The organism is Pseudomonas hamedanensis, from assembly GCF_014268595.2.
Taxonomy (GTDB): domain Bacteria; phylum Pseudomonadota; class Gammaproteobacteria; order Pseudomonadales; family Pseudomonadaceae; genus Aquipseudomonas; species Aquipseudomonas hamedanensis.
This window is the reverse complement of record NZ_CP077091.1, coordinates 1404008-1425030: the sequence shown is the minus strand read 5'-3', so window position 1 is coordinate 1425030 and position 21023 is coordinate 1404008. Positions and strand designations below refer to the sequence as shown.

The 21023-nt window shown below is 59.8% G+C and carries 23 protein-coding genes; 13 read left to right on the top strand and 10 right to left on the bottom strand.

Annotation, left to right across the window (positions count from 1 at the left end; genetic code table 11):
- Nucleotides 1–145: 145 nt before the first annotated feature.
- The gene (locus HU739_RS06090) at nucleotides 146–1081 is read right to left on the bottom strand and encodes a DMT family transporter (RefSeq protein ID WP_186547777.1); all 936 of its coding nucleotides are present in this window, start codon (nucleotides 1079–1081) and stop codon (nucleotides 146–148) included.
- Between the two features lie 85 nt (nucleotides 1082–1166).
- Here HU739_RS06090 and HU739_RS06085 point away from each other — a divergent pair, with 85 nt between their 5' ends.
- Both HU739_RS06085 and HU739_RS06080 read left to right on the top strand, forming a co-directional pair.
- Nucleotides 1167–1730: a helix-turn-helix domain-containing protein gene (locus HU739_RS06085; protein ID WP_186547775.1), complete on the top strand. Its 564-nt coding sequence runs from the start codon at nucleotides 1167–1169 to the stop codon at nucleotides 1728–1730.
- A complete protein-coding gene (locus HU739_RS06080; protein ID WP_186547774.1) occupies nucleotides 1731–3131 on the top strand; it encodes an FAD/NAD(P)-binding protein in 1401 nt (466 codons plus the stop codon). It abuts the gene before it with no gap.
- Nucleotides 3132–3329: 198 nt separating this feature from the next.
- Here HU739_RS06080 and ppnN read toward each other — a convergent pair whose 3' ends face one another.
- Entirely contained in the window at nucleotides 3330–4703 is a 1374-nt protein-coding gene (ppnN, locus tag HU739_RS06075) for a nucleotide 5'-monophosphate nucleosidase PpnN (RefSeq protein ID WP_186547772.1), read from the bottom strand.
- 223 nt (nucleotides 4704–4926) lie between these two features.
- Here ppnN and HU739_RS06070 point away from each other — a divergent pair, with 223 nt between their 5' ends.
- Nucleotides 4927–5454 (top strand): DUF3087 family protein, encoded by a 528-nt coding sequence (locus tag HU739_RS06070; RefSeq protein WP_186547770.1) that lies wholly within the window; start codon nucleotides 4927–4929, stop codon nucleotides 5452–5454.
- Here HU739_RS06070 and HU739_RS06065 read toward each other — a convergent pair.
- On the bottom strand, nucleotides 5451–5837 hold the full coding sequence (locus tag HU739_RS06065; RefSeq protein WP_186547768.1) for a DUF2784 domain-containing protein: 387 nt from the start codon (nucleotides 5835–5837) through the stop codon (nucleotides 5451–5453). The two genes, HU739_RS06070 and HU739_RS06065, sit on opposite strands and share 4 nt — an antisense overlap.
- A 109-nt stretch (nucleotides 5838–5946) precedes the next feature.
- Here HU739_RS06065 and HU739_RS06060 point away from each other — a divergent pair, with 109 nt between their 5' ends.
- The gene (locus HU739_RS06060) at nucleotides 5947–6093 is read left to right on the top strand and encodes a hypothetical protein (protein WP_186547766.1); all 147 of its coding nucleotides are present in this window, start codon (nucleotides 5947–5949) and stop codon (nucleotides 6091–6093) included.
- Nucleotides 6094–6137: 44 nt separating this feature from the next.
- Here HU739_RS06060 and HU739_RS06055 read toward each other — a convergent pair whose 3' ends face one another.
- The gene (locus HU739_RS06055; RefSeq protein ID WP_186547764.1) at nucleotides 6138–6410 is read right to left on the bottom strand and encodes a hypothetical protein; all 273 of its coding nucleotides are present in this window, start codon (nucleotides 6408–6410) and stop codon (nucleotides 6138–6140) included.
- A 381-nt stretch (nucleotides 6411–6791) separates the two neighbouring features.
- Between HU739_RS06055 and HU739_RS06050 the strand changes: the two genes are divergently transcribed.
- From HU739_RS06050 to HU739_RS06040, 3 genes are all read left to right on the top strand, one after another.
- Nucleotides 6792–7739: an ABC transporter substrate-binding protein gene (locus HU739_RS06050; RefSeq protein ID WP_186547762.1), complete on the top strand. Its 948-nt coding sequence runs from the start codon at nucleotides 6792–6794 to the stop codon at nucleotides 7737–7739.
- Between the two features lie 130 nt (nucleotides 7740–7869).
- Nucleotides 7870–8769, top strand: coding sequence for a polysaccharide deacetylase family protein (locus HU739_RS06045; protein ID WP_186547760.1), 900 nt, complete (start codon nucleotides 7870–7872; stop codon nucleotides 8767–8769).
- A 104-nt stretch (nucleotides 8770–8873) separates the two neighbouring features.
- Nucleotides 8874–9116, top strand: coding sequence for a DUF1652 domain-containing protein (locus HU739_RS06040; RefSeq protein ID WP_186547758.1), 243 nt, complete (start codon nucleotides 8874–8876; stop codon nucleotides 9114–9116).
- A gap of 4 nt (nucleotides 9117–9120) precedes the next feature.
- On the opposite strand, the gene HU739_RS06035 is transcribed toward HU739_RS06040, so the two are convergent.
- Complete coding sequence (locus HU739_RS06035) at nucleotides 9121–9483, bottom strand: NUDIX hydrolase (RefSeq protein ID WP_186547756.1); 363 nt, start codon at nucleotides 9481–9483, stop codon at nucleotides 9121–9123.
- 222 nt (nucleotides 9484–9705) lie between these two features.
- On the opposite strand from HU739_RS06035, the gene HU739_RS06030 reads away from it, so the two are divergent.
- Nucleotides 9706–9903 carry a DUF2188 domain-containing protein gene (locus HU739_RS06030; RefSeq protein ID WP_186547754.1) on the top strand — a complete coding sequence of 66 codons (198 nt, stop codon included), beginning with the start codon at nucleotides 9706–9708 and terminating at the stop codon, nucleotides 9901–9903.
- Nucleotides 9904–9965: 62 nt separating this feature from the next.
- Here HU739_RS06030 and HU739_RS06025 read toward each other — a convergent pair whose 3' ends face one another.
- Entirely contained in the window at nucleotides 9966–10205 is a 240-nt protein-coding gene (locus tag HU739_RS06025) for a hypothetical protein (RefSeq protein WP_186547752.1), read from the bottom strand.
- A 184-nt stretch (nucleotides 10206–10389) separates the two neighbouring features.
- Here HU739_RS06025 and HU739_RS06020 point away from each other — a divergent pair, with 184 nt between their 5' ends.
- Together HU739_RS06020 and HU739_RS06015 are read left to right on the top strand one after the other, a co-directional pair.
- Nucleotides 10390–10725, top strand: a complete 336-nt coding sequence (locus HU739_RS06020; RefSeq protein ID WP_186547750.1) for a hypothetical protein — start codon at nucleotides 10390–10392, stop codon at nucleotides 10723–10725.
- Between the two features lie 327 nt (nucleotides 10726–11052).
- Nucleotides 11053–11658 (top strand): DUF6338 family protein, encoded by a 606-nt coding sequence (locus HU739_RS06015; protein ID WP_186547748.1) that lies wholly within the window; start codon nucleotides 11053–11055, stop codon nucleotides 11656–11658.
- A 124-nt stretch (nucleotides 11659–11782) separates the two neighbouring features.
- Here the strand turns inward: HU739_RS06015 and HU739_RS06010 are convergent, their stop codons facing one another.
- Nucleotides 11783–12682 carry a LysR family transcriptional regulator gene (locus HU739_RS06010; RefSeq protein WP_186547746.1) on the bottom strand — a complete coding sequence of 300 codons (900 nt, stop codon included), beginning with the start codon at nucleotides 12680–12682 and terminating at the stop codon, nucleotides 11783–11785.
- 119 nt (nucleotides 12683–12801) lie between these two features.
- On the opposite strand from HU739_RS06010, the gene HU739_RS06005 reads away from it, so the two are divergent.
- Nucleotides 12802–14169: an MFS transporter gene (locus HU739_RS06005; RefSeq protein ID WP_186547744.1), complete on the top strand. Its 1368-nt coding sequence runs from the start codon at nucleotides 12802–12804 to the stop codon at nucleotides 14167–14169.
- A 30-nt stretch (nucleotides 14170–14199) separates the two neighbouring features.
- A complete protein-coding gene (locus HU739_RS06000; protein WP_186547742.1) occupies nucleotides 14200–15474 on the top strand; it encodes a glucarate dehydratase family protein in 1275 nt (424 codons plus the stop codon).
- Nucleotides 15475–15571: 97 nt separating this feature from the next.
- Here the strand turns inward: HU739_RS06000 and HU739_RS05995 are convergent, their stop codons facing one another.
- Nucleotides 15572–16456, bottom strand: coding sequence for a LysR substrate-binding domain-containing protein (locus HU739_RS05995; protein ID WP_186547740.1), 885 nt, complete (start codon nucleotides 16454–16456; stop codon nucleotides 15572–15574).
- A gap of 157 nt (nucleotides 16457–16613) precedes the next feature.
- Here HU739_RS05995 and ydiJ point away from each other — a divergent pair, with 157 nt between their 5' ends.
- Nucleotides 16614–19640, top strand: coding sequence for a D-2-hydroxyglutarate dehydrogenase YdiJ (ydiJ, locus tag HU739_RS05990; RefSeq protein ID WP_186547737.1), 3027 nt, complete (start codon nucleotides 16614–16616; stop codon nucleotides 19638–19640).
- Here ydiJ and HU739_RS05985 read toward each other — a convergent pair.
- A complete protein-coding gene (locus HU739_RS05985; protein WP_186547735.1) occupies nucleotides 19573–20259 on the bottom strand; it encodes a paraquat-inducible protein A in 687 nt (228 codons plus the stop codon). The genes ydiJ and HU739_RS05985 overlap by 68 nt on opposite strands.
- Entirely contained in the window at nucleotides 20256–20852 is a 597-nt protein-coding gene (locus tag HU739_RS05980; protein WP_186547733.1) for a paraquat-inducible protein A, read from the bottom strand. Before HU739_RS05980 ends, HU739_RS05985 begins: the two co-directional genes overlap by 4 nt.
- Nucleotides 20853–21023: the final 171 nt, after the last annotated feature.

The window sequence follows — 21023 nt, the reverse complement described above, 5'->3', positions numbered from 1 at the left end:
TCCGGGATTTTATGTTTGGCCTTATTTCAGGTAGATCGATGTTGCGTGCAATGGCCTCATCGCGAGCAGGCTCACTCCTACAATTTGAAACGCATCCACCTGTAGGAGTGAGCCTGCTCGCGATAGCCATATGTCAAGCATGGCCTTAACCAAGCGTCTCCCGTTCCAGCTCAGTCTCCGCCCCGGCAGCCTTCCCCTTGGTCTTCAACTCGCTGACAATCACCGCCGCAACAATCAACCCCGCGCCGACCAGCGCAATCGCCGGCAGTCGCTCCCCGGCGATCCGCCCGACGATCCCTGCCCAGACCGGCTCACCGGCGTAGATCAACGTGGCCCGAGTCGGCGAAACGCTCTTCTGCGCCCAGTTCATTGCCACCTGGATCGCCGCGCTCGCCGCGCCCAGCCCCAGAGCGCTCGAAAGCAGCAGCCAGGAAAAATCTGGAATCACTTCACCGGTCGGCACTACCAGCAGGAACGACAACACCGCCGTTACCGCCAGTTGCACCACTGTCACTCGCCGCACATCCACCTGGCCGGCGAACGTGCTGATCAGGATGATTTCGGCCGCGATCGCAACGGCGCTGATCAGCGTAGCAATCTCACCGGGGCTGAAATTCAATGCGGCACCCGACGGGCCTGACAACAGCATCAGTCCGGTAAACGCCAGCATGATCCCGATACTCGGCATCAATCCGGGGCGGCGGCCCAGCACCAGCCACTGCAACAGCGGCACGAACGGCACGTACAGCGCGGTAATAAAAGCCGACTGACTGCTCGGAATAGTCTGTAGCCCGACGGTCTGCAGCCCGTATCCAAGCATGATTGCTACGCCGATAAACGACCCGGCCTTGACTTCGAACAAAGTCAACTCGCGCAGGTGACGCCAGGAAAACATTGCGACAATCACCGCCGCAGCGGCAAAGCGCAGGCCGACAAAAAACATCGGCCCACTGACAGTCATGGCGTGTTGCACCAGCAAAAAGGTGCCGCCCCAGACCATGGTGATCAGCACCAGCACGCACTCGGCTTTGCTGAATCTGGAGAAACGGAGGGAAGTGGGGGAGTTGTTTGCCGACGTCATGACCTTGCGCACTATAAAAGGCAGGACGCACAATGCATCCAACGTTGGGCAGTATACTGCCCAATCCCACCAAGTGAGCAATATAGTGCCCAAAGATTCCAGCCAAAGAACTTCCGTGCTTCAGCATGTCAGCCAGAACGTGCGGCGCCTGCGTCACGCGGCGGACATGAGCCAGACCGCGCTGGCGGAAAAGTCCGGGGTCAGTCGGCGTATGCTGGTCGCCATTGAGGCCGGCGAGAAAAATGTCAGCCTGACCACCCTCGACCGCGTTGCCGAGGCGCTGGATGTGGCGTTCAGCGACCTGATCCAGGCCGCAGATTCCCGCGATCCCAGCCGCATCAACGAAGTCGCGTGGGCGGGAGCGATCCCCGGCAGCAAAGCGGTCTTGCTGTCCAAAGCCACCGCCACTCGCGAGGTCGAACAATGGGAATGGTGCCTGCAACCGGGCGAGGTGTATCCCTCGCAACCGGACGCCGCAGGCTGGAGCGAGCAAATTTACGTGTTTGAAGGGCGTCTGACGCTGATGCTCGGGGATCAGCCGCAACACATCGGCAAAGGCGAGTTCTTTATGTTTGCCAGTGATCAGCCGCACTCCTATCGCAACGATGGTGATGTCGCGGCGTGGTTTGTGCGCAATGTGGTGATCTGAATGGAGCAGTACGCGGACATTCTGATTATCGGTGGCGGTCTCAGCGGCACAACGCTGGCGGTGCAGTTGCTGCGTTTGCCAGGACAGCGCAGCATTTTGATCATCGAGCCGCGTGCCGAACTGGGGCGTGGCGAGGCTTACAGCGCCGTCGAGTTGGGGCATACGCTGAATGGCAACGCGGCACGAATGAGCGTCGACCCGGATAACCCCAATGATCTGACGCAATGGCTGACCAAACACATCGCCGCAGGCGGCTGGCCGCAATCCCGGGAGCAGCAGGTCCCGGTCAGTGAGCTGTTTCCGCCCCGTGGTTTGTTCGGTGTGTATGTGCAGCAGCGTCTCGCTGAGGCTCGGGTTGTCGGCGCGCAGCACGGTTCGACGCTCGAGCATGTCTGCGCCGAAGCCATCGATTTGCAAGACGACGCCGATTCAGTGCTGCTGACATTGCGCAATGGCCAACGGTTACGCGGCAAACGCGCAGTGCTTGCCACCGGCATGTTTCCCGCTGCTCGTACGCCGCAAACGCAATCCAGTGGTCTCAACGCCGCCGCGCTCGATCCTTGGGATGTCGCTGCGATGCGCGAGCTTGATCCACAATCCACCGTACTGATCATCGGTTCCGGCCTGACCATGGTCGATGCCGTGGTGTCGCTGGAGCAGGCCGGGCATCGCGGTCCGATCGAGGTGTTCTCGCGCCACGGTTTGCTGCCGCATGTACGCCGTCAACCGCCGGCCTGGGTGGATTTTCTGGCAGAGAATCACAACATCCGCACGCCACGCCAGTTATTGCACGAATTGCGTCGGCACTGTCGCGACGCCATCGCCCAGGGGATCGACTGGCAGGCGCCGCTGGACACGGTTCGCGTGCATATCGCGCGGTTATGGAGCCAGGCGACTGACGTGCAGCGTCGACAATTCGTACGGCATGTGCGGCCGTGGTGGGAGAGCCATCACCATCGTTCTCCGCCGTTGAGCGCGGCGCTGGTCGAGCGCCTGCACGGCGAAGGGCGCTTGCGCATCCATGCGGCGTCGTTCAAGGGGCTTGAAGCCAGCTGTAATGACGGTGTGAACATTCGCGTCCGTCCCCGTGGCGAAACCGACAGCCGGGTCGTTAAGGGCGCGGCATTGATCAACTCCAGCGGTATCGAATACGACTGGCGGCGCGTCGCCAGACCTTTGCCGCAGCAGTTGCTCGCGCGCGGTCTGGTGCAGCCGGGGCCGTTGGCGTTGGGGATTGCGGCAGCGGCGGAGGGTGCGGTACTGAATGCCGAAGGACAGGCCAGCAATCGTTTGTTTGCCATGGGGCCACCGTTGCGAGGGATGTGGTGGGAGAGTACGGCGGTGACGGACGTGGCGTTGCAGGCCAAGGCATTGGCGGGGCGGTTGGCGAGCCGAGGTTGATGGTGGTCTTTCAGGCCTCTTCGCGAGCAGGCTCGCTCCCACAGGGGCTTGGGTTGCGAACAAAATATGCGTCACACCCTGGATCCTGTAGGCGTGAGCCTGCTCGCGATAGCGGTTGTTCAGTCGATATAAAAAGTGACTGATAGACCGCTATCGCGAGCAGACGAAGGCCTGCATTTGTTGCGTGGTGGCTGAAAGTTACGCGACGACCTGGTAACACGGCACATACGCCGCGCCACCCGGCAATTTCATCCGGTGCTGAGCGACGAAGGCTTTGAGCAGTGCATCAAGCGGCTGCATGATCGCCGCATCGCCACGGATCTGGTACGGCCCGTGCTCTTCGATCAGGCGGATGCCTTTGTCCTTGACGTTGCCGGCGACGATCCCGGAGAACGCCCGGCGCAGGTTGGCCGCCAGTTCGTGCGGTGGCTGGTCGCGGTGCAGTTTGAGGTTGGCCATGTTTTCGTGGGTCGGATCGAACGGGCGCTGGAAGCCTTCGTCGATTTTCAGCAACCAGTTGAAGTGGAACGCGTCGTTGCGCTCGCGGCGGAACTGCTTCACCGCCTTCAGGCCCTGGGTCATCTGCCGTGCCACTTCGGCCGGATCGTCGATGATGATCTCGTAATGCTGCTTCGCTGCTTCGCCGAGGGTTGCGGTGACGAACGCGTCGAGCTGCTCCAGATACGGCGCGGCATGTTTCGGCCCCGTCAGTACCACCGGGAACGGCAGGCCTTCGTTGTCCGGGTGCATGAGGATGCCCAGCAAATAGAGGAACTCCTCCGCCGTACCGGCGCCGCCCGGGAAGATGATGATGCCGTGGCCGACACGGACGAAGGCTTCCAGACGTTTTTCGATGTCAGGCAGGATCACCAGTTCGTTGACGATCGGGTTCGGCGCTTCGGCGGCAATGATGCCCGGCTCGGTCAAGCCAAGGTAGCGGCCGCCGTGAATACGCTGCTTGGCATGGGCGATGGTTGCGCCTTTCATCGGGCCTTTCATCACGCCGGGGCCGCAACCGGTGCAGATGTCGAGGCTGCGCAGGCCCAGTTCGTGACCGACTTTCTTGGTGTATTTGTATTCTTCGGTGTTGATCGAGTGGCCGCCCCAGCACACCACGATCTTCGGCTCGACGCCCGGGCGCAGGGTGCGGGCGTTGCGCAGCAAGTGGAAAACGTAGTCGCTGATGCCTTGGGAATTGCTCAGGTCGATACGTTGGCTGTCGAGTTCGTTTTCGGTGTAGACGATGTCGCGCAGGGCGCTGAAGAGCATCTCTCGGGTGCTGGCGATCATTTCGCCGTCAACGAAAGCATCGGCCGGAGCGTTCAGCAGCTCCAGGCGTACGCCGCGATCTTGCTGGTGAATGCGGATTTCAAAATCCTTGTAGGCTTCAAGGATGGTCTTGGCGTTGTCGACATGCGCGCCGGTGTTGAGGATGGCCAGGGCGCACTGGCGGAACAGGTTGTAGATGCTGCCGGAACCGGCTTCGCTCAGTTGCTGGACTTCACGTTGAGAAAGCGTTTCCAGGCTGCCTTTCGGGCTGACCGAAGCATTGATTACGTGTCGTTGGGTCATGCAATGATCCTTAAAACGATGTCATCCAGTACCGGGCGGATGGCATCCGAATAGTGTGTATCCATGAATGAAGATGGCACGATCTGCGCTGTACCGCCATGTCCCCGTTGGACGCTGAAAAGATGAAAAGGAGCCCCAGCATAGCTAAATCCCTCTTCGATGCGATAATGCGCCGGCGAGTTTTTTCCGTTGCCCCTTTTGTCGTTCAAGGAAGTCACAGCAGATGTTTGAGATTCAGCCGATGGACGCCACAAGCTTTCGCCAGCAGACCCGCCGCAGCACGGTGATCATTGCCGTGTTGTTCCTGGTGCTGGCAATGTTGTTTTCCAGTGCGGCGGTGGCGCTGTTCGGTGAACCGGGCGGGGATAATCTGCGCTTCAATGTCGGCGGGGTGTTCCTGGCGTTTCTGCTGACTGCGGCGTTGCTGCGCGGTCGTTTCTGGCACCAGAGCTGGATGGCGCCAGCGGTGTATGGCTGGCGGCTCAAACGCAATCTCATGAGCGTCACCAATGTGATGCACCACGTCACGGCGGCGGTGGAGAATAACGATCCGACGGCGATGAAGGTGCTGCGTTTCTACCACTTGGGGTTGATGCAGATGCATGAGCTGGACGGCAACTCCAGTGACCACGGGCAACTGTTTCGTGAAGTCGAAGCCCATAAGGAGCGGATGCAGGCGCTGGGTCTGGAGCTTGACCAGCCGCGCCTCGATCCGCAATGGCTCGAGGCGCTGAAACCGGCGTCGCGTTAAAACGGGATACGTCGGGCGCGGCGCAGTTTCCATAAGCGAAACAGGCGCCCATACACCAGCAGGTTCACTGCCAGCACTACGCTGCCCAGTGCCAGTTGAATTTGCGGGGTCAGCCCCGCCGGATAGATGATCGGCCAGATGTAGTGTTCGATGAAACCGCCGGCGTATTCGGTTTGCCCGGCAGCGTGGCGCATCAGGTTTTCCCAATAGGTCAGCGGGCAGGTCAGGTGCAACACTTCGACCGCGACCCCCCAGGCAGCGGCCGGCACATGCAGCCACAGCAACCGTGGCCACTTCAGCACCAGCAGCCCGCCGAGCAGTACGAAGACAATAAAACCCAGATGGAACAGCACCAGCCCGTCGGCTGCGATTCGGTACAGCATGTCGTTTCCCTGACGTAAGATTAGATAGCGCCATGGTACGCCGGTCTGGGGGAAATTCGGCGCCAGTGCGCAAGTTTGTCCAAGCGAGCAACGTGAAAGCGAGGTGCATATGAGGACCGACCAAACGCAACCGGACGATGATGAACCTACGGAAGAAGAGATCGAGCAGCAAAAGAAACGGGACGAGAAAACCTGGAAGCGCGACGACAGCAGAGAACTGTCGGACCGCGACCAGGAACGCCCTCTGAAGCCGTGAATCATGGATACGAAAAGCCCCGCCTGAGCGGGGCTTTTCGCATTTCAGAGGTCTTCGTGCTGTGTGAAGTCCGGGTGTGTTGCCCGATATCCCAGCGTCTTGTCGATCCACGCATTGAGTTCGTTGACCATCACCGGCGGATGGCCAGGATAGCTTTCGAGGGTGTTGCGCAGGGTGCGTTCGATGTCGGCAACACTGTGCAGGTTTCGGGTCTTGATGTAATGGCCGATAAAACAGTCGAGTTCCAGGCGCTCTGTCTTGGACAGATGGATCCACTCCAGGCCGTTGACCTGTTTGATTGCAAAATCGTCGCTCACTTATTTCTCTGCAAGGCTTGAAAGTTGTTGGGGGATTCCTGATTTGTTGACGCTTTGGTCAACTGGTATACCAATCGGAAAGGCGGCGCGCATGCTATCCGTAGCGCAGGAAAATGTATGTATGACGATCCAAATGTCAGACAAGCGGTTGGTTCGCTCAAACGACTGTTTTGTGGGAAGTTGTTACGCCATTGATACACCGACTGTAACGCGAAGGATTCAGTAGAACGCATGTCTGGATAACGCGCTGGTGCTCGCGTTATTTAGCCGGCCTGCGTGATGCCGCCATTGACGACTCGGTGCTTAGGTTATGCACAAATAGAATTTAAAAATAAAAATCAAGAACGTTATGGTCTATGGAAATCTCGTTTCGGAGTCGCCATGAAGCTCTCTCGTTTTCTGTGCAGCGTGCTGACCGCTGCCGTGCTGACCTCTCCATTTGCCTACGCGGCCGAGCCTTTGGTCCTGCACGTTGGAGATCAGAATTACTACAACATCCGCGCCTCGATAGAAGCGTCCGGCGTGTTGAAGGGCGCGCCTTATACGGTCGACTGGAAGCATTTCCAGGCCGCAGCGCCGCTGGCCGAGGCGTTGCAGACCGGTGCCCTGGACCTTGGCTTTCTCGGCGACTCAGGCTTCCTGTTCCTCGCGGCGAAACAGGCGCCGGTCAAATTGATCGGCGTATCGCGGCAGAATCCGGACACCATCGCCTTGTTGGTCCCAAAGGATTCTCCGGTGCAAACCATTGCCGATCTTAAAGGCAAGAAAGTTGCGTATTGGCCCGGCGCCTGGAGTCAGCAGTTGACGTTGCGTGCGTTGGAGCAGGGCGGGCTGGCGGAGGATTACGTTGAGTTCGTCAAGCTGATGCCAATCGATGCGGCCGCAGCGCTGCCGCAAGGCAGCATTGACGCGTTTCCGGTCTGGGAACCGTACATTTCGCAACAGATCGTTTTCTCTGGCGCCCGGCCGATTCTGACCGCTAAAAACCTGATGCCGGGGCTCAGCGCCATCGCCGCGTCTTCGCCGGCCATCGACAGCAAGCGTGAAGCAATTGCCGATTTTCTCGGGCGCTTGAAACAGGCACGGGCCTGGGTTGACAGCCACACCGATGAATACGCCGATCTCTGGGCGAAGAAGGCCAATCTCGATCAGCAAGTCTCGCGGCATTGGCTGCGCCAGGCGCACATGACCGTCGGGCCGGTAGACCAGCAGGCGGCAGCGGACCTGCAAAGCACCGCGGACTTTTTGTTTAAAGTCAAAGCGCTGCCGGCACCCTTGGCCACGGCAGGCATCATCGACACGTCATTTCAACAAGCCTTGACGCACTGAAACGAGCGCCGGAACCAAACCCTGTGTACCTTATCCAACCTGCGCGCGCATCGCCGCGCAGGGATGGACGAGGGCGAGGGAGTTTTGCCAATCGACAACACAACGGCTAGCGCCGGACCCAAGGCAAAACATGATCCCCGGATACAAAGTTTTTTGTGCAGCGCTCATCGCCCTCGGTCTGGCTGGCTGCATCGCGGCGCCCATCGAAATGACCGCGCAAACCGAAAACCGCCTGCAAACGCAGGCGCCTGTGCGTTTTCTGCTGACATTTGACGATGGCCCGAGTGCGTCCGGGTGGTGGAATCCCACGGCGACCGTGCTTGACAGCCTCAAGACCAATCCGGTGCAACCGGGCATCAAAGCGGTGTTTTTCGTGCAGACCCGTGCGCCCAGGGCCGGCAACAGCGAGATTGGCCGCAGCCTCATGCGTCGCGAACACGACGAGGGGCATATTCTGGCTTTCCACACGGCGACCCACTGGCACACCAACCATCGCTTGCTTGATCCGCAGGAACTCGAACAATCGCTGACTGATGGCACAGCAGACATCGCCGCCATTACCGGCGCGTCGCCGACGCTGCTGCGCCCGCCATTCTGGAACTACGACAAACGCACCTTCGCGGCGTATCAACAGCATGGCTTGCACGTTTTGCTGACCGACTTGAGTGCCAATGACGGCAAGATCTGGGGCTTCAACGCCAGTCCGCGGCGCCGAGCGAACATGCTGCGCCAGCTCTCCGAGGTGCGTGAGCGTATTGCACTTGGCCAGTTCCCGACGGTGGAGGGGGTGATTCCGGTCGTGGTGACGTTTCATGATCTCAATCGCTATACCGCACGGCACACCCGTGAGTATTTGCAGATTCTGCTGGACAGTGCGGCGGCCACCGGGGTGAGGCTGGACGCAAAGCCGTTCTATGACGAAAGGGCTACGCTGGAAAGGGCGGCGCTGGCGCGCACGGTTCAGCAAAGCAGCGAACCGGTCAATTTGCCGGGCCTGTGGAACTGGATCTGGGACCAGGATGCCCACTGAGTGCTTGCGCAGTTTGTGAGCCAGTTGGCGTTTTCGGGGCAGGCAAGTGCAGTAGGCTCGCCTATGCTTGCTGGGATAGCTCATCGCCTGCGAGGCGGCCGTCCATGCTTGCCATTGCCGACATTTGCCGCATCGTCGAATCGGGGTTTCCCGCTTATAAGTGCGATTGCATGCCAACCGGGCAAGGGCTGTTGTCCATCAAGATCTATGACCCGAAGACAGGGCGCGTCAAACTGCTGCTCGATGGCGTCTCCCCCGAGCACCTCGTCACGATACGTGATATCTCCAATTTCATCGCAGAGCTGCGCACCGAGATCAGCGCGGGTCGCAGGGCGTTCGCCGGCTAAAATTTTATAAACGTCGCTGGAAAGCCTGAACGATGCGCCGCGTCGCTTCGTTGGTGTTGAGGTTCTGCACGGCATCCAGCGGATACCAGATGCAATCGGCTATTTCGTTCTGTGGTCGAACCTCATCGATATTCACCACTGACGCTTCGTAGACGTGATGCCGCGTGCTGCCGGCCTCAAGCTCCATCAAGTACAGCAACGCCTCGGCATCCAGCCCGGTTTCTTCTTGCAGTTCGCGTACGGCGGCATCTGCCCGGGTTTCTCCAGGCTCGACCTTGCCGCCGGGCAGCGACCAGTGATGGCGAGGTTTGCGCACCAGGAGAATATGTCGATCCTGTTCGCAAATGACGGTTGCGCGTACTTTCATCTATTACTCATTGAATGCCTGTCACAAAACTGTAATTAAACTGCAATATTCGAGCCGGACGGTGATTTAAAGGTTCCCTCAGAGTTGGGAGCTGTGGCCTGAGCGAAAAGTGCCAGTGAATTGACGGACAGGTGCCGCGACAGCTGGTCCACACCCGCGCCGGAACCGGGTGTAAGGTAATCGCGCAAGATTGAAACTACCGTTGGCAAAAGGGAGGTGCTCATGAGCATTCCAATGCTGAACAAGCTGCACATGAACGGTTACGACGTGCTCAGTGTGAACAATGGCCCGTGGCGGGTCTGCACCCAGGGCGATCGATTGGCTTCGTTCTCGAGCCGGGAGGAGGCGATGGCGTATGCGGCGGCGCTTCCCGGCTATAAAAAACGCGCCAAGCGTGTGCAGGATCACAGCGCCGGTTGACCGGCTGTCAAAAAGAAGCCCCGGTTTTTCCGGGGCTTTTGTTTGGCAAAAATCGATAGATGTCAGTGGACTTTGGTTCGGCTGATGGCTCGGGCTTTTACCTCCTTGGCATAGACCTGCAGTCGTTCCTCGTCGGTTTGCAGGATCTCGCAAGACCTGAGCACGGCCTGGGCGTCCGCTTCGTTGCCTGATTTGCGCAACTGCTCGGCGATTCGCTTGAGGTCGACGGCCGACCAGCGCAAGTCCGATGCAACACTTTGCAGGTCGCGTTGAAGTTCGTGTTCGTATTCATTAAGCCGCATGATCACCTCCGAAACATTGTCGGTAGAAAAGAGTAGCCGCATTTACGGCGGTTGTGCGCGATCCTCTGACGCCCGGCTGAACGGATGTAAAAAAACCTCCAATCACCCGTAACAGCGGGGTGCCACGATGGATGTGCAGACGGTTTAACGGTACATTCGCGGTTTTTACGAACAGGTAAATAACATGCGGATATGGATCGGCAGTCTGGCATTGGCCCTGTTGACGGGTTGCTCTTTACCGGCCTCGCTGGTACCGGGTGAACCCAACGTCAGCAAGACCAGTGACAAGACCCCCAGGGACTATGCCGCGTGCGTATTGCCGTTGTGGCAGCGGGATGTCGCGAAGACTTCGCAGACATCGATTTCCAATGGCTATCGCATCACCGCGCCGAGCATCATCACCGCGGATGAAATTCTTGATATCGTCAAATACAAAAACGGCAGCAAAGTGTCGTTGTATCAGGGGCCGCCGTGGGCCAAATCAGGGTCGCTGCGCCAGTCGGTGCGTGATTGCTTGTAACGAAGGCGCCTTGATCGGCAAAAAAAGCAGAGACCGCAGCGACGGTTTCTGCGTTTTCAGATCGAGCAACTTTGCGCGTTCCTAACAATGCGCAGACTCGCAGTGTGAAGGTGAGATGTTGTTTTTGCTGACGGCGGCGAACGTGTGATCGAGCGGTTTACTCTGCCGAAGTGGGGTTGACTCTGAAAGGATTAGCACACCCATAGACCCTGTTAAACGCTCGCAATGAGCGGTGACAGTTACCCGCCAAGGGTTTTCCCTGAGTGCACTAGGCTTTTGATTGCCGGTCGATAATTGCCCGGCACTTCGTTCAAGGAGCCTCGGATCATGGATGATCTGGTCAAAGATATTATTCCGTTGTTGCAGTACCTCGTCCCCGGGTTTTTATCGACCTGGATCTTTTATTCCCTCACGGCGTTCAAGCGACCGGATACGTTCGGACAGATTGTGCAGGCGTTGATTTTTACCTTTGTGATTCAGGGCGCCGTGTTGGCGATTGGCACCTTGTGCCTGTGGATTGGCTCGAAGGGATTTTCTGTAGGCGTTTGGGATGGTCGAGCGCAAACGCTGTGGGCGTTTGTGTTCTCATTGATGCTGGGATTGCTTGCCTGTTATCTGGCGACCAATGACAAAATGCATGGCTGGCTGCGCCGGCGAAACGTCACGAAACAATCTTCTTACCCGAGTGAGTGGTTCAGCATTTTTGCTCAACACCATCGTCTGGTCACCCTGCATCTAAACGATGAAAGGCGTGTTTTTGGCTGGCCCGTGGAGTGGCCGCCAGAGGCCGACAATGGTCAGTTCGTAATGCAAAATCCTTGTTGGCTAGATGCCGAGGGGGCAGAAGTGCCTTTTGGCGCTGAGTATTTGCTGATAGATTCCCGCAAGGTCAAGTGGGTCGAGTTCGGCCCGAAATTGGAGGTTCCGTTATGACAGCCAGAGCACCGCAACCAATGCCAGACTGGGTGGCGCGTCGTTACACGAAGGATGGCAAGCCAGTGGCGAATGCGCAGCCCAAGGCACCCAGTGCTCCACCGCCGCTGAAGATTTGACTCTCTCAGCCCCAACCCTGCGCTACAGCCCGGCGAATCGCCTCCAGCAGCATCGCAAACGCCGGGTTGTCGTTGTTCTCCCGCCAGATCAGGTGCAGTTCGCTTTGCACCCCTTCGCCGAGGTCGACCTCGCGAAACACCACATCCTTGAACACCACACTGGTCGCGCAACGTGGCACCAGTGCCAGGCCCATGCCGGCGTTGACCAGCGCCAGAATCGTCAGTGACGACCCCAGCCATTGCACGTAATCGGGGGCGACCCGCGCCGAGCGCAGCATGCCGGTCAACAGTTCGTTGAACGGCGGATACGCGGCGTGGGAGTACATCAGGAAGGGCTGCTTGTCGAGGTCGGCGACCGAAACGTCGACCGCGTTCGCCAGCGCGTGTTCACGTGGCACCGCCAACACAAACGGTTCACGCACCAGGCACTCGGTGGCGTAGCCCGGCTCCAGTAACGGCGCGCGGGCGATCCCCAGATCGATGCGGCGCGCACGCAACGCCTCGTGCTGCTGATAAGTGTTCATCTCCGATAGATCGATTTTCACCTGCGGCTGTTTCAGGCGTGCTTCGGCGATCACCTTCGGCAAAAACTCATACACCGCACTCCCGACAAAAGCGATGTTCACCGTGCCGATGTCGCCCTCGGCAAACCGGCGAGCGGTGACCGCTGCCTGCTGGGCGCGCTCGAGCAGATTCTGCGCTTCAACGAAAAACGCCCGCCCAGCCGCGGTCAGCGCAACGCTGCGGGTACTGCGGGTGAACAACTCCACACCCAGATGATGTTCCAGCAATTGTATCTGCCGGCTCAGCGGTGGCTGGGTCATGTTCAGGCGCTCGGCGGCGCGGCGGAAGTTCAGTTCGGTGGCCACCGTGGTGAAGCAGCGCAGTTGGGTCAATTCAAACATTGATCTAATCCAGGTATCAATCGAGTGCGAGTTTAGATTAGACGGGATCAATGCCCGGCGTCCATGATCGATCCATCGCCTCAAGTCATCCCTAAAAAAACAAGATCGGGAGTCGCCCCTTGAAAACCCTCCAGAGTCCCTCGGACGTCACGGTGCTGGCCCGCGCTGCCGCCAAGGTCAAGCGCCACGTATTGCCGCTGTTTGTGGTGATGTTCATCGTCAACTACATCGATCGGGTCAACATTGGTTTCGTGCGCAGTCACCTAGAGACCGATCTTGGTATCGGTGCGGCGGCGTACGGTCTGGGTGCCGGCTTGTTTTTCATTGGCTACGCGCTGTTCGAAGTGCCGTCCAACCTGCTTCTGCAGCGCTACGGTGCGCGGGTCTGGCTGACGCGGATCATGTTCACCTGGGGCGCTGCTGCAATGGCGATGGCGTTTGTTCAGGGTGAAACCAGTTTCTATGTGCTGCGCTTTATTCTCGGTGCCGCCGAGGCCGGGTTCTTTCCGGGGATCATTTATTACTTCACCCAGTGGTTGCCGGCCTCCGAGCGCGGCAAAACCATGGCGGTGTTTCTCAGTGGTTCGGCGATTGCTTCGGTGATCTCCGGGCCGGTGTCCGGCGCGCTGTTGCACATCAGCGGTCTGGGCCTGCACGGCTGGCAGTGGATGTTCCTCATCGAGGGCGCGGCGTCGGTGGTGCTGTGCGCGTTTGTCTGGTTCTGGTTGCAGTCGCATCCGCGGCAAGCCAAGTGGTTGAGCGAGGAGGAGCGTGAGGCGCTGGTGGCCGCGATTGCCGAGGAACAGCGCGCCCGCGAAGCGGTGCAGGCCGCCAAGCCATCGATGTTCAAACTGTTGGCCGACCGGCAGATTGCGCTGTTCTGCTTTATCTATTTTTCCATCGCCCTGACCATTTACGGCGCGACCTTTTGGTTGCCGAGCATGATCAAGAAGATGGGCAATCTCGGCGACTTTGAAGTCGGTCTGCTCAACTCCATCCCGTGGATCATTTCGATTGTCGCCATGTACGGTTTTGCGGCGATGGCCGGCAAGTGGAAATTCCAGCAGGCCTGGGTCGCGCTGACCCTGGTGATCGCGGCCATCGGCATGTTCATGTCGACCACCGGCGGGCCGGTGTTTGCCTTTGTCGCCATCTGCTTCGCGGCGATCGGTTTCAAAGCGGCATCCGCGCTGTTCTGGCCGATTCCGCAGAGCTATCTGGATGCGCGAATCGCGGCGGCGGTGATCGCGCTGATCAATTCCATCGGCAACCTCGGCGGCTTCGTTGCGCCGACCGCGTTCGGCATTCTTGAGCAGACCACTGGCTCCATTGAGGGCGGCTTGTATGGCTTGGCGGCGACATCGCTGATCGCTGCCGTGGTGATCTTCTTCGCCCGCACCGCGCCGGGGGCCAAAGGCAACACCGGGGCAAAGTCCGCTGACGTGGCCGCCGTCGTCGCGACGGCCCGTCCGGCGGCGAACCATTGAATTGATTGTTGATCTGTCAGGAGCGTTATCTTGAAAATCACCCGTGTCAGCGTCACTCCAATCGCCTTTCGTGATCCACCGCTGCTCAATGCCAGCGGCATCCACGAACCCTTCGCCCTGCGCTCGATCATCGAGATCGAGAGTGACAACGGCTACATCGGCCTTGGCGAAAGCTACGGTGATGCCCCGGCGCTGGCGATCCAGCAGCAGTTACAGGCGCAATTGATCGGACTTGATCCGTTCGACCTCAACCAGTTGCGCGCGATCGTCCAGGCAACAGTTGCGGCAAATAAACCCGCCAGTATCGCTGGCGCCGAACTGGCCCCCGGCTCCCATGCCAGCAAGGCGGTGAGCAATGCTTATTCGGCGTTCGAGGTGGCTTTCCTCGATTTGCAGGCGCATTACCTGAATGTGCCGCTGGTGGATCTGCTCGGCGGTGCGATACGCGATGAAGTGCCGTTCAGCGCCTACCTGTTTTTCAAATATGCCGAACATATCGATTCACCCTACAAGCCAGATAACTGGGGCGAGGCGCTGAGCGAGCAGCAAATCGTCGCGCAAGCGGCGCGGATGATCGAGGCGTACGGTTTCAAGAGCATCAAGCTCAAGGCCGGTACCCTGCCGCCAGAGCATGAGGTGGCTTGCGTCAAGGCGCTGAAAAAAGCCTTTCCCGGATATCCGCTGCGCATCGATCCGAACGGCAACTGGTCGCTGGAGACAGCGATTCGCATGGCCGAACTGCTCGGCGATGACTTGCAGTATTACGAAGACCCGACTCCGGGCCTCGGCGGCATGGCCGAACTGCACAAGCGCACCGGGTTGCCGCTGGCGACCAATATGGTGGTCACCGATTTCGATGAACTACGCCGCAGCATCGCGCAGGACAGCGTGCAGATCGTCCTCGCCGACCACCATTACTGGGGCGGCCTGCGCGACACCCAGACGCTGGCGAAAATGTGCGATGTGTTTGGTCTCGGTGTGTCGATGCATTCCAATTCACACTTGGGCATCAGCCTGATGGCGATGGCTCACGTCGCGGCGGCAGTGCCGAATCTCGATTACGCCTGCGACACCCATTACCCGTGGCAAGAGCCGGACGAGGAAGTGATCAGGGGCGGCAAATTGCCGATTGTCGATGGCTGCGTGAAGATCTCCCGTGCGCCAGGGCTGGGGCTGGAACTGGACCGTGATCAATTGGGCAAACTGCATGACCAGTACCTGAGCTGCGGGATTCGTCAGCGTGATGACGTGCGGCAGATGCAGCGTTACAAGGCGGATTGGAAAGCGGTCAAGCCGCGGTTTTGAGGTTCCGGGTCGGGCCCCATCGCGAGCAGGCTCACTCCTACATTTTGAAATGCGTTCCCCTGTAGGAGTGAGCCTGCTCGCGATGGGGCCCGACCTGTCAAAGCGTTTCTATCAACCAGTCCCGAAACGCTTTCAACGACGGCAGATTCTCGTTACGCGGCGGATACACCAGATAGTAGCGGCGGCGGCTGGTAATCGCCTCGCCCAGTTGCAGCAACTCGCCCTTGAGCAACTCCTCCTCGACCAGAATCCGCGGCACCAGGCCTACGCCGATATTGGCCCGTACGGCTTGAATCAAATGGGCCGTCATCTCGAAACTGGGGCCGATGCGCATGCTGCGATGGGGCAGTGCGTGCTGGCTGAACCACTCGGCCCAGGCCTGCGTGTTACTGCTGACGTTGAGCAGCAACTGTCCAGCGATATGCTGCTCGGCGTCATCGCGCTCGGCAGCCGATAACTGCGCGCTGGCGATCGCCACCAGTTCCTCGGTGTGCAGGGGCAGGGCGCTCAGCCCCGGCCACTCGCCGCCACCGACGCAGATCGCAGCATCGATTTCGCTGGTGTCGAAATCGATGCTCTCGATGCGTGAATGCAAATGCACGGTCATGCCCGGGTGCGCCGTGTAGAAATCCTTCAGGCGCGGCAGCAACCATTTCGAACCGAAGGTCGGTAACGTCGCCAGGCGCAGGCTATGAATGCCTGAGCCAAATGCCATGGCCTGCAAGGTTGCACTTCGAATCTGTCCCAGTGCCTCGGCGAGTTCGCGTTGGTACATGCGGCCGACATCGGTCAGCACGACCTTGCGGCCCTCGCGGTTGAACAGGCGCATGCCAAGCATTTTTTCCAGAATCTGCACCTGACGGCTGACCGCGCTTTGCGTCAGCGAAAGCTCATGGGCGGCGCGGGTGTAGCTTTCGTGGCGGGCGGCGGCTTCGAAAGCCAGCAGCAGCGACATGGACGGCGTGAGGGTGCGCGGATTCATTCGTAATTATCATGATTAGCGGGTGGAATTTACGGTTGTCCCCACAGCGCCAGGCAATGAACATGGACGGCATGAGATGGCGGAGCCTGACGCAATCATTCGTTGCGTACAACTGTTCACTGCCACACGGCCCGATTTTGACCGAGATGCCTGACCGATGATTGCCCAGCTGTCGCCCGCCAAAGCCCTGACCACGGATTACCAGCAATTTCTCAAAGCCCTGAAAACCAGCGGATTCCGCGGTGAAATCAGCGCCGATTACGCCAGCCGCGTGGTACTGGCCACTGACAACTCGATCTACCAGCGCCTGCCGCAAGCGGCGGTGTTTCCGATGGATGCAGACGACGTCGCGCGGGTGGCGCGGCTGATTGCCGAGCCGGCCTTTGAGCAGGTGGTGATCACCCCGCGTGGCGGCGGCACTGGCACTAACGGCCAGTCGCTGACTGACGGCATCGTCGTCGACCTGTCGCGGCACATGAACCGAATTCTCGAAATCAACGTGCAAGAGCGCTGGGTGCGGGTACAGGCCGGCGTCGTCAAGGATCAGTTGAACGCGGCGCTGAAGTCCGCAGGGCTGTTTTTCGCCCCGGAACTGTCGACCTCCAACCGCGCCACCGTCGGTGGCATGATCAACACTGATGCCAGCGGCCAGGGCAGTTGCACCTACGGCAAGACCCGCGACCACGTGCTCGCGTTGGACATGGTCCTGCGCGGCGGCGAGCGCCTGCACAGCGTGCCGCTGGAGGAAGGTGAACTGCAAGCGCACTGCGCCCGTCAGGATCGTGTCGGTGAGGTCTATCGTTGCGCACGCAAGATCATCGATGAGCAAGGCGCGTTGATCAAAGAGCGTTTTCCCGATCTCAATCGCTGCCTGACCGGCTATGACCTGGCGCACCTGCGCGAGGCCGACAACCGCTTCAACCTCAACAGCGTGCTCTGCGGAGCTGAAGGTTCGCTGGGGTTTGTGGTCGAGGCGCGGCTGAACGTGTTGCCGATTCCCAAACACACGATGCTGGTCAATATCCGCTATGCCGGGTTCATGGATGCTTTGCGCGATGCGCGGGCGTTGATGGCGCTCAAACCGCTGTCGATTGAAACCGTCGATTCGAAGGTTTTGCTGCTGGCGATGCAGGACATCGTCTGGCACGGCGTCGCCGAGTATTTTCCAGACAGCGGCGGACGACCAACCTTGGGCATCAACCTCGTCGAGTTTTGCGGCGATGATCCCGAGGATGTGCAACGCCGCGTCGAAGCATTCATCGAACACCTCAAAAATGACCAGACGGTTGAGCGCCTGGGGCACACGCTCGCTATCGGGCAAGCGGCGGTGAGCAAAGTCTACGGCATGCGCAAACGGGCGGTGGGCCTGCTCGGCAATGTCGCCGGTGAAGCGCGGCCGCAGCCGTTTGTCGAAGACACCGCGGTGCCGCCGCAACACCTGGCCGAGTACATTGCCGAACTGCGCGAGCTGCTCGACAGCCATGGCTTGCAGTACGGCATGTTTGGCCACGTTGACGCGGGCGTCTTGCACGTACGGCCGATTCTTGACATGAAAGACCCGCAACAAGCGGCGCTGGTGCGTCCCGTTTCCGACGGCGTCGCGGCGCTGACCCAGCGTTACGGCGGCCTGTTGTGGGGCGAGCATGGCAAGGGGTTGCGCTCGGAATATGCCCCAAAGTTTTTCGGCGAACTGTATCCGGCGCTGCAAGCGCTGAAAGCGGCGTTCGACCCATTCAATCAGTTCAACCCGGGCAAGATCGCCACGCCGGCCAACAGCGAGGCGGCGTTGCTGAAAATCGATGGCGTCACGCTGCGTGGCGAACTCGACCGGCAGATCGACGAAAAAGTCTGGCAGGACTACGGCGCGGCGATGCATTGCAACGGCAACGGTGCCTGCTACAACTTCGATCCTGACGATGCGATGTGCCCGTCGTGGAAGGCTACCCGCGAGCGCGCGCAGTCGCCCAAGGGCCGCGCCTCGCTGATTCGCGAGTGGCTGCGTTTGCAGGGCGAGGCGGGCGTCGACGTGTTGTCCGATGCCGTGCGCACCCCGGCTTTTTTCAGCACGCTGTGGCAGCGTTGGCGCAACAGCCGCGCTAAGGCCGAGGACTTTTCCCATGAGGTTTACGACGCCATGGCCGGTTGCCTGGCGTGCAAATCGTGCGCAGGGCAGTGCCCGGTGAAGGTCAATGTGCCGGAGTTCCGTTCGCGGTTTCTGGAGCTGTACCACAGCCGTTACCTGCGTCCGGCGCGGGATTATCTGATCGCTTCGCTGGAATACAGCATCCCGTACATGGCGCGGATTCCGGCGTTGTACAACGGATTGATGGGCGCTGCGTTCGTTCGCCGCCTGTTGCAGCGCTTGGGGGGCATGGTCGATGTGCCGCTGCTCAGCCGCTTCGATTTCCACGCAGCGATGCGCCGTTGGCAGGTGCAATCGGCAACGGTCGCGGCCTTGTCGGCGCTGACGCCAGCGCAACGTGAGCGCAGCGTGGTGATCGTTCAGGACGCCTTTACCCGCTACTTCGAGGCGCCGTTGCTGGCTGATCTGGTCGAGCTGATTTCGTGTCTGGGTTATCAGGTCTATCTGGCCCCGTTCAGTGCCAATGGCAAGCCGTTGCACGTGCAGGGATTTCTGTCGGCGTTCAATCGCGCGGCGCTGCGCAACGCCCGGCAGTTGCGCGAACTGGCCGAGGTCGGTGTGCCGCTGTTGGGGCTCGATCCGGCGATGACTTTGGTTTATCGCCAGGAGTACCTCAAGGTTCCAGGCATGCAGCATTGCCCGGAAGTGGCGCTGGTGCAGGAGTGGCTGCTCAAAGTCATGCCGCAGCAGGCGCGTCTGGACACACCTGCAAAGTACCGACTGCTCGCCCACTGCACCGAGAAAACCAACGTTGGTGCCGCGACCCGGCAATGGGAGCTGGTGTTTGAGCGCGCTGGCCTGAACCTCGCCACCCAGGCCACCGGTTGCTGTGGCATGTCAGGGACTTACGGCCACGAGGCGCGCAACCGCGAGACGTCGGCGCTGATTTACGAGCAATCGTGGGCGCGTCAGGTGCAGGCGCCGGCGGAGCAGGGCGAGGCCTTGGCCACCGGTTATTCCTGCCGCAGTCAGGTCAAGCGCCAGTCGGATCAGGCGCTACGCCATCCATTGCAGGTGGTGCTTGAGGTGCTGCGTCGCTGAGGCGCTCGTCGGCGTCGCTGTCCCAGATCAGGCGCGGGTCGAAACTCATCGCCGCGAGCATGGTAAACACCACGACCAGGCCAAAAAACAGGATGCCCGGTCGTGGCTCGATATCCCCCAGGGCCTGAAACTTCACCAGGGCCGCGACCAGCGCGACGACCAGCACGTCGAGCATCGACCAGTAGCCGATCAGCTCGACGAACCGGTACAGCTTCGAACGCTCCTTGCGCGCCCAGTCGCTGTCGCGCTGCACGGTCAACAGCAGCAAGGTGAGGGCGACAAACTTGATCCCCGGCACCGCGATGCTGGCGATGAAGATGATCAGGGCAATGTCCCACGCTCCGGCCTCCCAGAATTCCAGCACGCCGCTCATGATCGTGCTGTCGGCGCCGCTGCCGAGCATGGTGGTGTTCATCACCGGCAGCAGATTGGCCGGCACGTAAAATGCCAGCGCCGCCAACATGTAGGCCCAGGTGCGGGTCAGCGAATTGGTTTTGCGTCGATGCAGTGGCGCGTCGCAGCGCGGGCATTGGTGCGGCTCGTCCGTCATGTCGCAGGCCAGGCCGCAGCTGTGGCACAGGCACAGGTTCAGCTCGCTGGCGGTGGGTGGTCGCTTCATAGAATGTCCCAGAGTTCACGGATGTCGCGGCCGGCAATGCGGATCATCATCAGGCTCAGCACCGCCAGCGCGAACAGGCCGATGCCGGGCAAGACATCGAGTAGCCCGGCGAGTTTGAACACCGCCACCATGGCGCCCAGCAGACACACTTCAAGCATGCTCCACGGCCGCAGGGTTTCCAGCCAGCGCATGCACAACTTGAACCCCGGCGCGCGGCGTCCGCCGAGGGCGAAGCTCAGCACCCAGGTCAGCAGCACCAGTTGAAACGCCGGGGCAATGATGATCGAGATTGCTGCGACCAGCGCGATAAACGTGATCGGCCCCTGACTCAAGGCCAGCACCGAGTCCCACAGCGTCGCACTGTTTTTCAGGCCTTTGAGGCTGATGCTCATCACCGGATAGAAATTGGCGAACAGCCACAGCATTGTCGCCGTGAACGTCAGCGCCAGGCGCTGTTCGATGGTCAGTCCGTTGTAGCGCTGAAGCACGCCGTTGCAGCGCACGCACAGGGTTTTCTGATGTTTGGCGAGTGCGACTTTTTCGTACACGCAGTCACAGTGCTCGCAGATGATCAGGTGTTCGGTGTTGACCATGGACAACGCTCGACTGCTGGCCACAAGGGCAGGGGGACTTGATCACTATAGAAGCCTGACGCTATTGGGCAACTCGGAAACGCCGCCGGGTCGAGCATTTTTCTGAGAATTACTCTCGATTCAGCGCTTGTATTGTTATAAGGTAACGCAAATTTTTTGCCGGGCCTTTGT

What these genes read in the sequence shown, in the direction of transcription:
- HU739_RS06090 (WP_186547777.1), bottom strand. Translation starts at nt 1,081, where the DNA reads ATGACGTCGGCAAACAACTCCCCCACTTCCCTCCGTTTCTCCAGATTC.
- HU739_RS06080 (WP_186547774.1), top strand. Translation starts at nt 1,731, where the DNA reads ATGGAGCAGTACGCGGACATTCTGATTATCGGTGGCGGTCTCAGCGGC.
- ppnN (WP_186547772.1), bottom strand. Translation starts at nt 4,703, where the DNA reads ATGACCCAACGACACGTAATCAATGCTTCGGTCAGCCCGAAAGGCAGC.
- HU739_RS06070 (WP_186547770.1), top strand. Translation starts at nt 4,927, where the DNA reads ATGTTTGAGATTCAGCCGATGGACGCCACAAGCTTTCGCCAGCAGACC.
- HU739_RS06065 (WP_186547768.1), bottom strand. Translation starts at nt 5,837, where the DNA reads ATGCTGTACCGAATCGCAGCCGACGGGCTGGTGCTGTTCCATCTGGGT.
- HU739_RS06060 (WP_186547766.1), top strand. Translation starts at nt 5,947, where the DNA reads ATGAGGACCGACCAAACGCAACCGGACGATGATGAACCTACGGAAGAA.
- HU739_RS06050 (WP_186547762.1), top strand. Translation starts at nt 6,792, where the DNA reads ATGAAGCTCTCTCGTTTTCTGTGCAGCGTGCTGACCGCTGCCGTGCTG.
- HU739_RS06045 (WP_186547760.1), top strand. Translation starts at nt 7,870, where the DNA reads ATGATCCCCGGATACAAAGTTTTTTGTGCAGCGCTCATCGCCCTCGGT.
- HU739_RS06040 (WP_186547758.1), top strand. Translation starts at nt 8,874, where the DNA reads ATGCTTGCCATTGCCGACATTTGCCGCATCGTCGAATCGGGGTTTCCC.
- HU739_RS06035 (WP_186547756.1), bottom strand. Translation starts at nt 9,483, where the DNA reads ATGAAAGTACGCGCAACCGTCATTTGCGAACAGGATCGACATATTCTC.
- HU739_RS06030 (WP_186547754.1), top strand. Translation starts at nt 9,706, where the DNA reads ATGAGCATTCCAATGCTGAACAAGCTGCACATGAACGGTTACGACGTG.
- HU739_RS06025 (WP_186547752.1), bottom strand. Translation starts at nt 10,205, where the DNA reads ATGCGGCTTAATGAATACGAACACGAACTTCAACGCGACCTGCAAAGT.
- HU739_RS06020 (WP_186547750.1), top strand. Translation starts at nt 10,390, where the DNA reads ATGCGGATATGGATCGGCAGTCTGGCATTGGCCCTGTTGACGGGTTGC.
- HU739_RS06015 (WP_186547748.1), top strand. Translation starts at nt 11,053, where the DNA reads ATGGATGATCTGGTCAAAGATATTATTCCGTTGTTGCAGTACCTCGTC.
- HU739_RS06010 (WP_186547746.1), bottom strand. Translation starts at nt 12,682, where the DNA reads ATGTTTGAATTGACCCAACTGCGCTGCTTCACCACGGTGGCCACCGAA.
- HU739_RS05995 (WP_186547740.1), bottom strand. Translation starts at nt 16,456, where the DNA reads ATGAATCCGCGCACCCTCACGCCGTCCATGTCGCTGCTGCTGGCTTTC.
- ydiJ (WP_186547737.1), top strand. Translation starts at nt 16,614, where the DNA reads ATGATTGCCCAGCTGTCGCCCGCCAAAGCCCTGACCACGGATTACCAG.
- HU739_RS05985 (WP_186547735.1), bottom strand. Translation starts at nt 20,259, where the DNA reads ATGAAGCGACCACCCACCGCCAGCGAGCTGAACCTGTGCCTGTGCCAC.
- HU739_RS05980 (WP_186547733.1), bottom strand. Translation starts at nt 20,852, where the DNA reads ATGGTCAACACCGAACACCTGATCATCTGCGAGCACTGTGACTGCGTG.